Genomic DNA, 12707 nt, shown 5'->3' with positions numbered 1-12707 from the left:
GGGTTGTCGTGCAGGTGTTCCAATTCCGTTTCGTGCGGGCCGGAAGGCTTCGGTCCCATCGCTGCGGTGGAGGCTGCCGGACCGGGGGCGGCGAAGCCCCACGCGAACGCCGAGAGCAAGGCGGTAAGGACGTGCAGCACGGCGCGAGGTGCGGGCCTGTTCACCGATCGTCCTCGGACTTGATCGGCTGCCCGTGGCTGAACACCTGGTCGATCAGTTCGAGATCTCCGGCTTCGGGGGACTCCGGTCGGCTCAGCGCGCGGGCGATCCAGAGCACTGCGACCGCGATGACCACGGCCCATACGACAGCGGACGCACCACCGGCCACTGTCTCGGGGCACTCTCCGATCCACAGGGGAATACCGCCGTGGTAGGTGGGGGCCGCGCACTGTGCCGAGGCAGGTGAGGTGGCGCCGAGGACGAGCGCTGTGGTGGCGGTGGTCAGAGTGAACAGCCGCACGGCAGGAGAGCCGGTCATGACAGAGCCTTCCGCTCGGGTAGCGCGGGGGGACGCGAGGAACCTGACGTGCCCTTCAACTCCAGGACCCGTCCCCGGAGGAGCTCCTCCTCCGGGATGAAGGAGTCGGCGCCCGCACGACGGCGGTGCCAGCGCTGTGTCGCAAGGTCGAGCTGGGCCTGCTGGAGCCGCGCGAGGTGGCGCCGCCCCGCCATGCCGTCGCGGCGCCACACGCGCAACTCCAGCAGAAGGCGCCGGCGCGGCGAGAGCAGCAGGCCGATCTCCGGTTCAGTGACCGCGCCGCGGCCGGATGCGACTTCGGTGATCAGCGCGTCGGTCAGGCCGGCCGCCTGCGCCCTGAGACCGCGGCGGAGGATCAGCACACACAGCGTGACGAACACCCCCGTAGCGATGACCGTCATCGCCGGGATGCCGACCAGCAGTCCGAGGGCCTCGTCGGCGAACCGGTCGGCCCTGTGCCCGTCGAGACGCATCAGCACGACATCTGTCTCGAAGTGGCCCCCCACCGCCGCCAGCAGCCCGCCCCCGGACGTCAACAGACGGTCCCGGCGCGACGGCAGCCAGCGTGCCGCGCCGATCCCGGCGCCCGCGAGGGCGGTGAACGCCACGTGCGTGGTGAACAGGCCGACCACCTGCCGGTCCCAGAGCTGGGTGAAATGGTGATCCGGGTTGACGAGGTCCAGGTAGTAGGCGGTTTCCGTGAAGTTGTATCCCAGTGCGACGGCCGCGCCGAGGACCAGCCCGGAGACGATTCCGTCGATGTGGCGGCGGAAGAGCAGGAAGAGAACGGCGACGCCGGCGGCCTTGCCGACCTCCGTCACGACCGCTGTGTGCAGGGGAAACAGGGTGTAGAGCTCGCGGGCTCCGTCCAGGGGGCGTTCCCAGGAGCCGGACATGAAGTACCCCGGCACGGACCGCTGCATCCACGTGATCATGACGAGACCGAAACCCCCGCCGATCAGCGCACCCCAGCCGAAACCGGACACCAGCAGCCATCCGGGCATCCGCCGGTAGAGCTGGACCCGGTGGACGAGGAGCAGCGCCGCCGGCGTGGGGAGCAGGCAGAGCAGCATCTGCGGCAGATTGCCGGCCATGACGGACAGCGGCATGATCGTGAAGGGCGCGAGCAGTGCGCCGAGAATGCCCAACAGGCAGGCCTGGACGGTCTGCGCGCTCGGCACCCCCGGCGCACCGCCCGCCTTCAGCGGGCCGGCTGCGTGCTGTGCTTCCCGTGGGCCGTTGCGGCGGGTGCGCAGCAGCACGAGGCCGAGGAGGGCTGCCACGCCCCATCCGACGGGGAGCAGGATCCGCGTCACCCGGAATGACACCGGCTCCGGCAGCAGGAAGTGCTTCACGAAGGCGGAGCGCGAGACGGGCTCGGGTGCTGCCCAGGCGAACACCTGGGCGACCAGGTACATCCCAGTCAGCACGAGCACCACGGTGATCACGCCGGCAGGCCAGGGCCGGGACGCGTAGCCGGGAGGCTCGGCCGGTACCGGGGGTACGGTTTCGTACGGCACACTCATGACGCACCGCCGGTCCGGGGGAGATCGGGCACGGTGGGAAACGTGGGGGGAAAGCTCGGCACGGAGGTCGGCAGGCTGTTCCCCGGCGGTGCCTCGGGAGCGAGGGTGGGGAAGCCGGTGGGCAGCGTGCTCGGCAGACCGTTCGGCAGATCCGTCGTCCCCGGCGGGATCGGCACATCTACGGGAAACGGCAACGCCGGTACGCCGGACAGGCCGAGCACGGTGGCGACGCCTGCGGCGGCGGCCCCGATCGTCCCTACGGCCGTCATGAGACGCGCATAGGGCCGGGGGCCGAGTTCGGGCTCGCAGGGTGCTGTGCGATGCGCCGCTGTCCGGCCTCCGGCGCCGGCGGCCGGCGCGTCTTCCTGTGCGGCGGATTCCATGATTCCTCCCTCGAACGGCGCCGCTCATGGGTGGTTCTCCCGGCGGCATCGACGAACGGGAGCCGGCACGCGGCTCTCGTTCGCCCTGAACTGCTTGGTGCGGCCGGGTCAGCCGGTGCGGGTGATCTGGCCGGCGTGAAGGTCGAGCTTCTGCAGGAGGTCCTTCGCGTGGCTGGGGCCGGTGATGCCGTCGACCTGCCGGGTCGCCTCGGTCTGCAGGGTCATCTGCACGAATCCGTGCTGGTCACTGGCCGTCTGGACCGCCTTCCGCAGCACGGGGCCGCCCATCGTGCAGACAGCCCGTACGGTGGTACCGGGCTTGGCGGTGGGCAGCCGCACGGTGCAGGAACCGATGTCCACGGAGCGGGGGTTGCCCAAGCGGTAACCGTCCTCGTCCTTGTGCAGGAGGGCCTTGAGTGCGAGTGCGTACCGGGCGGTGACGGACTCGTACGGCATACGATTCGTCAGGCTGACGGTCACGGTGACGGTGTGGCACAGCGCCCCGCACTCTTCGTCGACGGTCTCCGAGAGCTCTTCCGGGTCGGGTTCGGTGCTGATCGGTACGACGGACGGCAGGGAGCGGACGGCCGTGCGCATAGCCTCGTAGGTGCCGCGCGCCGTGGCCGCGTTCTCCGTGCGCACCGACAGCTTCGCCACAGGGTCGAACATGGACTCGTGGGGCTCGCCGTCGCCGTCGTGCAGGACGTCGAAGCCGGAGTAGCCGAGCAGCCGGTGCGGTGCGGACGCCGTGACCCAGTAGGTGCCGGCCCGGGTGCCCCCGCTCCCGAGCACAGCGACAGGTGCGGCATCGGCGGGTACCCCGGCCGGCCGCGGGAATCGCTCCGCAGCGGAGGAGGGGACCGGCGAGGTGCCCCCCTCGGCCCCACCGGTGGCCTCAGCTGCGGACGCTAGGGACGAGGCGAGCGGAGAAGGGGCCAACCAGTCCAAATCCAGCCCGAGCACCTGGCGGGTACCAGCCGGCCGACGGATCTCGGTCCAACGGCCGGCATGCGCTTCGGGATCTTCGACGCCCATCATCTGCAGCATCACGCGATCGGCCTTGACGAACGTTGCCGCGCCCGCGACCGACACAACCTGCGCCTTGTGATCATCGGCGGTCACGGTGCCGAACACATCACCGCTGCCCATAGCACGCAGGTCGGCGGTGACGTGCGCTGACGCGAGGGCGGATGACCCTTCCGGGAACCAGTCGTCGTATTGCCACGACCCTGACCAGTGCATGACCTTGGCCTGTTCGACCGCCGCGCCGGTCTCCTTCAAAGACGATGTCGGCGGAGGGCCCGAGCCTGCGTCCGGGCTCCGCCCCGAACAGGAAAGCAACAGGAGGGCGCCGACGACCGAGAGGGCGCCTGAAAGACTGGGCAGCCGTGCGCGCTGCCCCTGGTCCTGGCGCCGACGGTTGGTGACCAGCTTGATGCCGATGACACGCACGCCGCCCTCCCCCTGTCTTCGGGCCCCTCCGTCACCCCCGCCAAGCGGTGCTCCTCGAAGTCCGTGAGGCTGGGGTGACAGTCACCGGCCGGCCTTCACGGCACCACATCAATGACGTCTGCTTGGTAGAACGCTTCGAGGCATGAAGGGTTACGCACCACGTCATTGTTGAATTCTTACCGGATCGGGTGATGGCGCCACACCTTGAGACCGTGCCCTATGGGGAGTTCGGTCGCTGGGCTCGCCATGGGGCGGTACGTGGAGTCGGATTGTTCCGGACGGGTTGTGGGAGATCGCGGAGTCGCTGATCCAGCCGTCGTGAAGTTCCTCCTGACCTCGGACACTCGTTTCTTACGCTGCCGGCTAAAGGCTGTCCCGTGATCCGTGGTGGATCGGCGTGCGGCGTCAGACGCGGTGCATCGCAAGGCGGAAGTCGGAGGCCGGCGCCAACCCGACAGGGTCACACTTGAACTCCTCCGTGTCCCGCTTGCTGCGGTTGCTCTTGCTCAGCGTGAACCACTTCCCCCGAGACCCATCCGTCCCAGTGTCCACGTGTCCAGGTCAACGGGGAGCTTCACCGGGGCCCTGACCCGTCTTCAGCCTTTCCGGTGGGCCGGCGCGGCTGAGGAGGCGAGGGGGTACGGCAGCCGGGCGGCGAGCGGCCTCAGTACGAGGGTGAGGAGGGCCACCAGCAGGGCGCCGAGAGCGAGGCCCGAGGCGACGTCGTGTACGTAGTGCACCCCCGCCGCCACCCGCGACAGCCCGATCATCAGGGCGACGGGCACGACAGCCCATGCCGTGCGGGGCACGGCGAGGAGGCACGCGGTGGCGAACGCCGCGGCGATGACGGAGTGGTTGGACGGCCAGGACCAGTCACCGGGGGCGGGGCACGTGAGGACGGTCTCCAGGGACAGGGTCCGGCACGGCCGCTGCTCGGTGACGAGGATCTTGACCAGTTCGCTGGTCAGGTAGGCGCCGACGACTCCGGCACCGGCGCAGACCAGGGTCCGGAACGCGTGGCGGTCACGCAGCCAGGTGTGGAGGGCGGTCCCGCCCGCGGCCGCGACGAGGAGGAGCAGCCCCTTGTCGGCGACCAGGCCGGCCGCCTCACCGAAGGGCGACCCCTCGGTGGTCCGGGCGATCGCGAGGTAGAGGGCTTCCCTCGCCGGGAAGGATGCCAGGGCCAGGGCCGTGAGGACGGCGATCACTGCCGTGGTGGCACGCAGGACACCGGGGCGCGGGGAAGGGACGGTGCCGTGCGCGGCCGGCGTCCGGGGGTTTCTCATGGTCATGGCACCGGACGCTACAAAGGCGCGGGCCCGTGCGGATCTGCCCGTGGTCCGGAGTCCTCTATGACCACGGTGGTAGCGCCGCTCGGGAGATCTCCGACTTCCGGCGGCCTCCCGTACCGCCGCCGCCTGCGAAAATGGCGGCATGGACCAGCGCATCCGACGGGCTCTGAGCCGTCGCCTCGTCGCACCGGGGGCCGTCCTCGCGCTCGCCTCGGTGCTCCTGATGAGCGAGCCCGGGCCGTGGGCGGCCCTGCTGGGCGCGGTCGTCGCGTTCGCCGTCGGGATCGGCCCCTCCGGGGTACGCCGTGGTGCCGTGGCGCTTCTTCTGGCCGTGCTGCTGAGTACGGTCCTCGTGGCGGCGGGAGGACCGGAGTGGCGGGAGTCCGTCCGCGAGATGGTGTTCGCCCTCGCGCGGACGGGGATCCCCTGGCTGGCGGGGGTCGCCTGGCGGCTGCGCCGCCAGGTGCGACGGCAGGCGACCGAGGCACTGGCCCAGAAGCGGCGTGAACGCAGCGCCCTTCTGCGGGAGGAGCGCGACGGTGAGCGGCTCGCACTCGCGGAATCGCTGCACGACGACCTGGGTCACGCGCTGAGTCTGGTCGCCCTGAACCTCGGCAGGATCGAACTCGATCCGGCGCTGCCGCCCACCGCGCACGAGACGGTGACCACCGCCCGGCGTCAGCTGTCGCAGGCCGTCGAGCGCCTCGGCGCCTCCGTCGCCTCCCTCCGTGACGGGGCCGCCCCCGGCGTACCGCACTGCGACGACGTGGACGCCCTGCTGGAACGTGCCGGGCGGGCGGGTGTCGAGGTCGAGGTGACCGGGATGCCGTCTCCCGGGCAGCTGTCGGCCTTCGACCGGGAGAGCCTCACGCGTGTGCTCCGGGAGGCGGTGACCAACGCCGTGAAGCACGCCCCCGGGCAGGCTGTGCGCATCGGGTTCACCTGCGGCGAGGCGCTGGAGGTGACCGTGCGGAACCCTGTCACCGGTCACCGTGCCGGGACACTGTCCGGTACGGGCCTGTCCACCCTCGCGCGCCGCCTGCGGGCCGAGGGGGGCGAGCTGGAGACCCGGGCCGGTGACCGGGAGTTCTCTCTGCGCGCCCGTATCCCGCCCAAGGGCCCCGCCTCTCCCCCGGCCGCCGCCGTACGGGAGGCGCCGGCCGACGACGGAGGGCACGAGGACGCCGTCCTGACCGGCGCCCGGCGGCGTGGCCGTGCCATTCTCGCCGGTACCGCCGTTCTGGCCGTCGCCGTCCTGGGCGCCGTCGAGGCGTTCGACGCCTTCGAGACCCGCCGTGCGCTGCTCTCCTCCGAGGACTTCGCCCTGATACGCGTCGGCGACACCCGGACCCGGGCCGCCCGGCTGCTCCCCTCCCACGAGGTGCTGCCCCGGCCCGCCTCGGCCCCCGGTACGGACTGCCATGACTACGCCGTCACCGCGGACCCCTTCGACGACGCCTCCGGGGACGCCTACCGCATCTGCTACACCGCCGGCCTGGTCGTGTCGGCCCGGTACGTGTCCCCGGAGAACCCTTGAAAGAGCCCCTGCCCGCGCGGGTACGTGTGCTGGTCGCCGACGACGAGCCCCTGGTACGGGCCGGGATCGTCGGCATCCTGGGCACCGACCCCGCCATCGACGTCATCGGCGAGGCCGGCACGGGCCATGAGGCGCTCGCCGCCGCACGGGCGTGCCGTCCGGACGCCGTGGTCCTCGACATCCGTATGCCGGGTCTCTCCGGACTGGAGGTCCTGCGCGAACTCCGCCGCGCCGGACCGCCGCTCCCCTGTCTGTTCGTCACGACGTTCGGCGAGGACGACTACGTGGCCGAGGCGCTACGGCTCGGGGCCGACGGTTTCGTCCTGAAGTCCGGTTCCCCGCACGAACTGCTGCTGGGCGTGCACGCCGTGGCCGGTGGCGGGGCCTTCTTCTCCCCGTCCGTGGCCCGCCGTCTCCTCACCGGCCGCCGGGTGGGCGAATCCGGCCGGGCTCACGACGCCCGCGCGCGGTTCGACCGCCTCACCCCGCGCGAGCGGGAGGTGCTGCGCCTTGTCGGCCAGGGCCTGACCAACACGGAGATCGCCGGGCGGCTCGTGCTGGCGGAGGGCACCGTCAAGGTGCACATCTCCTCGATCCTGCGGACCACCGGTGCCCGCAACCGGGTCGAGGCCGCGCTCGTGGCGGTCCACGCGGGGGAAGCCTGACCCGGCGCCCCGCCGGCGGGCCGTCCCCTGTTCCGGAGGTGGTCGCCTGTCCCGTCCGGCGGACCGTTCCTTCCGGCTGCGGGCTGCGGGGAGTTCCCCAGGACCGTGCACCCTGTTACCAGTTGCGCCCTGCCTCGTCAACCACCCCTGGTTCACGCGGAGTACGGAGTCCTATGGTGGTGGCGTGACAGACATGAGCTGGTCCGACGTGCTGACGCGCGGTGCGGCGGACCCCACTTTGACGTTCGCCCGCCGTAAGTGGAACGAGCGGGGGAAGTTCGTATGGATCGCGCCGGAGGCGGTGGTGCAGGCTCCGGACGGTCATCGCTACCGCCTGTGCGCCACCGTGTATTTCAAGGATGCGGACGATGTCGTCAAGGCGTACCAGCCGAGCATGGACGGCATGACCGAGGCCGACGACTGGTATGTGGGCGTGTCCGGGGCGAAGGGCGGGCCCGCCGCTTCTTCAGGGGCACCGGCCCGTCCCTCCGCCTCGCCCTGAACGGCCTGGCCCGGAGGCCACGGGCCCGGGGACGTGAGGTGTGCCGTGGCGGACGGCCGCGGAGTGCCGCCCGCCACGGTCACGGCGAAGCCGCCCGCGTCAGCGGACTTCGGTGGTCCGGCGCTCCTTGAAGGCGGCGCAGTTGGAGTTGTCCACCGACACGTACACGTTGTCGATGCTGCCGCCCCAGCTCACGCAGTGGTTCTTGCCGTAGACGTATCCCGGGCCCGCGTAGGAGGTGTAGTTCCCGGAGTCGCCGGCCCACTCGTCGGTGTCGGGGACGTAGAGGTACACGGACATGGCCTTGGCCGTGCCCGGGTTGGTGCGGATGGTCGCGACGCAGTTCCTGCCGTTCGAGGAGTTGTACGTCAGGTAGACCGTGCCCAGCGAGCCGATGGGCGCCGAGTTCACCGTCTTGTAGGAGCTGCCGCAGACGCCCTGCGGTGTGACGTTGGGCGCGGCGGAGGCGCTTGCGCCGAAGGCGGTCGTGGTCCCCACCACCAGCGCGGTCAGCGCTCCGGCGGCCGCGAGGCTACGCATGCTTCCCATTTTTCCCCCTTGTGTGTCCGAGAGCTGTTTGCTCCCACTTGATGTGACCCTTGAGCGACATGGATGGTTGTGTCGGCTTCCCGGGGAAACGAGGGACGGTGCGGGCGCCCACGTCAGCACGGTTGTGAGAGGTCCGGGTCGTAGCCGGTCACCTTCCATCGCCCGCTGTCCCCGCGTTCCACCGTCGCCTCGACGCGGTACCGCGACGGCTGGTCCGTGGGCAGCGGCATCGGCCAGCCGGTCAGGGTGTCCAGGACCCTCCGCTCCGACTGGTCCACGCAGTCCTCGACCCTCGCGGTGGGCAGCGGCGCGCCGGTGTCGAGGCGGGTCACCCGCGGCCGGTGACCGAGGTCGCCGCGGATCACCGTGCGGTCCTTCCGCATACGGGCCAGCTCTGCCGAGAAGGCCGACAGGACACCGGGGGCCGCGTACTCGGCGAGGTCGGTTCCGCGCGCCGAGGCCGTCCGGTACGCCTTCATCCGCTCCGCCGACATGGCGGAGTAGACCCTCAGCACCTCCGTCTCGGCCTCCGAGTCCGGGTCAGGGTCCGCGGGAGACCGCGAGGCCGTGGGCGGCGTCCCCGGCTCCACGGCCGGGGGCGCCGTGCGGACGGCCGCGGACGGTTTCGCGTCGTCACCGCCGTTTCCGCAGCCGCCCGCGGTGACGGCGAGCACCACTGCGGCGCAGACACTCAGCGCACCCCGGCGGGTGTGCTTCTGCCGAACTGTCGTCATCGGGGCGCCCGTCCTCCGGTCCTGTACCGCTCACCGGTCCAACGATCCGGGGCCTGGCAGGTCACTGCCGTCCGCCACGGCTCGGCCGGGCAGCCGGCGGGCGGGGGGCCGGAGCTCTCAGGCCGGGGTGACCGTGCCGCCGGGCGGCTGCGCACCGGCACCGGGCTCCTGGGACGGCTCGCCGAGCTGTTCGCGTACGTAGTTCCAGAGGACGGCGATCAGCGCGGCCACCGGCACGGCCAGCAGGCTCCCCACGATGCCGGCCAGGCTGCCGCCCAGAGTGACGGCCAGCAGGATCACCGCCGCATGCAGGCCGAGACCGCGGCTCTGGATCATGGGCTGGAAGACGTTGCCCTCCAGCTGCTGGACGACGACGATGATCGCCAGCACGAGCAGTGCGTCGGTCAGCCCGTTCGACACCAGTGCGATGAGCACCGCGACGAACCCGGCGAACAGGGCGCCGATGATCGGCACGAAGGCGGACACGAAGGTCAGTACGGCCAGCGGGAGCACGAGCGGCACCCCGAGGACCCACAGGCCGAGCCCGATGAAGACCGCGTCGAGCAGCCCGACGAGGGCCTGCGAGCGCACGAACGCGCCCAGGGTGTCCCAGCTGCGCTCGGCGACGACGGGGATGTCCGTGGCGAGCCGGCCGGGCAGTTGGCGGCGGAGCCAGGGGAGGAACCGGGGGCCGTCCTTGAGGAAGAAGAACATCAGGAAGACGGCCAGGACCGCGGTGACCACTCCGTTGACGACCGTGCCCACGCCGGTGGCCACGGCGGAGACCGTGGTGCCCAGGCTGTCCTGGATGCGGGCGATCGCGGAGTCGAGGGCTTCGGTGATCTGGGCGTCGCCGATGTTCAGCGGGGGGCCCGCGGCCCATTCGCGGAGTCGCTGGATGCCTTCGACCACACCGTCCGTCAGTTCACCCGACTGTGACGCCACGGGAACGGCGATCAGCGCCACGATGCCTCCGCCGACCGCCAGGGCCAGTACGGTCACGGTCGAGGCGGCGAGCGCCGGGGCCCAGCCGTGCCGGCGCAGGAAGCGTGCCAGGGGCCAGGTCAGAGTGGTGAGGAACAGGCCGACCATCAAGGGCCAGACCACCGACCACATGCGGCCCAGGACCCACAGGGTCACCGCGGCCGCCACGAGGACCAGCAGCAGATCGGCGGAGACGCGCGCCGACGACCGGAGCGCTGTGCGGGTCTTGATGGAACTCAACCTGGCAGACATGCGGTCACCTTATGGCGCGCGCGGCACGGCCCGGGGCCCGCCCCCGCCGTACGGGGTCCTCCGGCCGGCCCCCGCCCCGGACGCAAGCCCCGGCGAGGGCAACGGCGTTCGGCGCTCGGGCGCCGGGGTGCCCGTACCGGGGCGCTCCCGTCCCGACACGGGCACCCCGCCCCGGCACGGGCGGAAGGCCCCGCCGTCCGGAGGCTCCGCCTGCCCGGGGGAGGCGGGAGCGCGCTGCCGTCCGGGGCCGTACCGGGGTACGGGCGGTGCGCCCCGGGCGTCAACGGCGGCTGCGCACCAGCAGGTAGAGGAAGTACGGGGTCCCGATCACCGCCGTCATCAGCCCGGCGCCGAGCTGGGCCGGTGCGATCACCGTGCGGCCGAGCAGGTCCGCGGTGCACACGAGCAACGCGCCCAGGAGGACGGCGACCGGGACCACACGTACGTGCCGCCGGCCCACCAGGGCGCGGGCGGCGTGGGGTGCCACGAGCCCGACGAAGCCGATCGTCCCGGCCGCGGCGACGGCGGTGGCGCTGAGCAGCACGCTCAGCGTCAGCAGGGCGAGCCGTCCGGGGGCCAGTCGCATGCCCAGGAGCCGCGGGGTGTCCTCGTCGAGTGCGACCAGGTCGAGTTCCGTGCGCCGTACGGCCGCCACGGCGCAGCCGGCCACGAGGACGGCCAGGAGGGGGAGCACATCGGGCATGGTGCGGCCGTAGGTCGAGCCGGACAGCCAGGTGAGCGCCTTCGTCGCGTTGAACGGGTCGGTCAGCACGATGAGCAGGCTGATCAGGGCGGTCGTGCCGGCCTGGAAGCCAATGCCGACGAGGACCAGGCGGTTTCGCGGGAACCCTCCGCGCGCGGCGAGTCCGAAGACGAGTACGGCGGTGACGGCCGCGCCCGCGAAGGCCGCGCCCGCCACTCCCCAGGCTCCGGCGGCCGGGACCGTGGTCACCAGGAGCACCGCCCCGAGCGCGGCGCCTCCGGAGACGCCGAGGACGCCGGGTTCCGCGAGCGGGTTGCGGGTCACCGCCTGGACGAGCGTGCCCGCCAGGGCGAGTGCGGCGCCCGCGAGGAGTGCCGCGAGGACCCGGGGGACGCGGGTGTCCAGGACGAAGGTCACGGTCCGGCCGGCCGTGCCCTGGGCCCAGTTGGCGACGTCGCCGAGCAGCAGCTTGCTGTCGCCCAGCAGGACGGAGGCGACCGTCACGCCGACGAGGGCGAGGACCAGGACGGACAGGGTGCTGACGAAGACCTTCCGGCTGCGGATGCGCAGCCGGTCCGGTGCCGCGGCCTCGGAGGTGTCCTTGGCCCGGACCGCCATCACGACCAGGAACACCGCGCCGACGAGGCTGGTGACGACACCGGTGGGCACCCGGACCGCCGAGTCCGCGCTGACCAGGGCCCTCAGGGCCACGTCGGATCCGAGGACCAGCGCGGCTCCGGCGAGGCCGGCGACGGGTACGTGCGCGCGGTTCCGGGCGAAGGCGCGGAAGCGGCGGGCGAGGGGGCGTACGAGCGCGGGGGCGCACAGGCCGACGAAGCCGATCGGGCCGGCGAGGGTGACGGCCGAGGCGGAGAGCAGTGCCGCGAGGACGACGACCGTGACGCGGGTGGAGCGTACCGGGACGCCGAGTCCGCGTGCGGCGTCGTCGCCGAGGGAGAGCGCGTCGACGCGACGGCCGGCCAGCAGCAGTCCGACGAGGCCGGCGAGGGCGACGGGGGCCATCTGCACCACGCCGTCGAAGCCGTTCTGGCCGATGCTGCCCTGGTTCCACCGGTAGAGGCCCTCGGTCTGTTCGGGGAACAGCAGGAGCATCCCCTCGGTGACGGAACCGAGTCCGAGGGCGAGCGCGCTGCCGGCGAGGACGAGCCGGACGGTGCCGGTCCCGAGCCCGGAGAGTCCGAGTACGACGGCCGCCGCGGCGAGCCCGCCCACGAAGGCGACGCCGGAGGAGGCCAGGATCGGGAGCGAGGTGCCGGTGACGGCGACCGCGCCGAGGGCGAGGTAGGAACCGGCGTTGACCGCGAGGGTGTCGGGCGAGGCGAGGACGTTGCGGCTGACCGTCTGGAGGGCGGCGCCGGCCATGCCGAGCACGGCTCCGACGAGGAGTCCGGCGGTCATGCGGGGCAGGCGTGAGGCGACGACGACGGAGGCGTCGGCGGCGTCGGCCCGGCCGGTGAGTGCCTTCCACACCTCTCCGGCCCCGACGGAGGCGGTGCCCTGGGTGATGTCGAGGAGTGCGAGGGCGGCGACCAGGACCAGGAGCGCGGTCGTCACCGCCGCCGCCCCCGTCCGGGACGTGAGAGCCGCTGGACGGGGGGCGGTGGTGCTGTCTGCGGTGACGGCCATCGG

The 12707-nt window shown here is 72.2% G+C and carries 12 protein-coding genes; 4 read left to right on the top strand and 8 right to left on the bottom strand.

Going from position 1 to position 12707, the window contains the following annotated elements; genetic code table 11:
* Positions 1–160: 160 nt before the first annotated feature.
* The 3 genes from CP967_RS33480 to CP967_RS33470 form a co-directional block, all read right to left on the bottom strand.
* Entirely contained in the window at positions 161–478 is a 318-nt protein-coding gene (locus CP967_RS33480) for a hypothetical protein (protein WP_150491569.1), read from the bottom strand.
* Complete coding sequence (locus CP967_RS33475; RefSeq protein WP_167535487.1) at positions 475–1908, bottom strand: PrsW family glutamic-type intramembrane protease; 1434 nt, start codon at positions 1906–1908, stop codon at positions 475–477. Before CP967_RS33475 ends, CP967_RS33480 begins: the two co-directional genes overlap by 4 nt.
* Positions 1909–2495: 587 nt before the next feature.
* Positions 2496–3179 (bottom strand): hypothetical protein, encoded by a 684-nt coding sequence (locus CP967_RS33470; protein WP_150491567.1) that lies wholly within the window; start codon positions 3177–3179, stop codon positions 2496–2498.
* A gap of 216 nt (positions 3180–3395) precedes the next feature.
* Between CP967_RS33470 and CP967_RS34245 the strand changes: the two genes are divergently transcribed.
* Entirely contained in the window at positions 3396–3566 is a 171-nt protein-coding gene (locus tag CP967_RS34245; protein ID WP_167535486.1) for a hypothetical protein, read from the top strand.
* Positions 3567–4435: 869 nt separating this feature from the next.
* Here CP967_RS34245 and CP967_RS33465 read toward each other — a convergent pair.
* Complete coding sequence (locus CP967_RS33465; RefSeq protein ID WP_208838889.1) at positions 4436–5131, bottom strand: phosphatase PAP2 family protein; 696 nt, start codon at positions 5129–5131, stop codon at positions 4436–4438.
* 142 nt (positions 5132–5273) lie between these two features.
* On the opposite strand from CP967_RS33465, the gene CP967_RS33460 reads away from it, so the two are divergent.
* The 3 genes from CP967_RS33460 (at position 5274) to CP967_RS33450 (ending at position 7835) form a co-directional block, all read left to right on the top strand.
* Positions 5274–6668, top strand: coding sequence for a sensor histidine kinase (locus tag CP967_RS33460; protein ID WP_150491566.1), 1395 nt, complete (start codon positions 5274–5276; stop codon positions 6666–6668).
* The gene (locus CP967_RS33455) at positions 6665–7333 is read left to right on the top strand and encodes a response regulator (protein ID WP_150491565.1); all 669 of its coding nucleotides are present in this window, start codon (positions 6665–6667) and stop codon (positions 7331–7333) included. Before CP967_RS33460 ends, CP967_RS33455 begins: the two co-directional genes overlap by 4 nt.
* 193 nt (positions 7334–7526) lie before the next feature.
* Positions 7527–7835 carry a Thoeris anti-defense Tad2 family protein gene (locus CP967_RS33450; protein WP_150492168.1) on the top strand — a complete coding sequence of 103 codons (309 nt, stop codon included), beginning with the start codon at positions 7527–7529 and terminating at the stop codon, positions 7833–7835.
* A gap of 99 nt (positions 7836–7934) precedes the next feature.
* On the opposite strand, the gene CP967_RS33445 is transcribed toward CP967_RS33450, so the two are convergent.
* The 4 genes from CP967_RS33445 to CP967_RS33430 form a co-directional block, all read right to left on the bottom strand.
* The gene (locus tag CP967_RS33445) at positions 7935–8384 is read right to left on the bottom strand and encodes a spore-associated protein (RefSeq protein ID WP_150491564.1); all 450 of its coding nucleotides are present in this window, start codon (positions 8382–8384) and stop codon (positions 7935–7937) included.
* Between the two features lie 113 nt (positions 8385–8497).
* Positions 8498–9118: a hypothetical protein gene (locus tag CP967_RS33440; protein WP_150491563.1), complete on the bottom strand. Its 621-nt coding sequence runs from the start codon at positions 9116–9118 to the stop codon at positions 8498–8500.
* A gap of 117 nt (positions 9119–9235) precedes the next feature.
* A complete protein-coding gene (locus CP967_RS33435) occupies positions 9236–10354 on the bottom strand; it encodes an AI-2E family transporter (RefSeq protein ID WP_150491562.1) in 1119 nt (372 codons plus the stop codon).
* Positions 10355–10634: 280 nt separating this feature from the next.
* Complete coding sequence (locus tag CP967_RS33430) at positions 10635–12704, bottom strand: iron ABC transporter permease (protein WP_150491561.1); 2070 nt, start codon at positions 12702–12704, stop codon at positions 10635–10637.
* Positions 12705–12707 lie beyond the last annotated feature (3 nt).

This window comes from Streptomyces nitrosporeus (assembly GCF_008704555.1).
Classification (GTDB): Bacteria; Actinomycetota; Actinomycetes; order Streptomycetales; family Streptomycetaceae; genus Streptomyces; species Streptomyces nitrosporeus.
The sequence above is the reverse complement of the archived record's forward strand: the minus strand, read 5'-3'. Positions and strand labels throughout refer to the sequence as shown.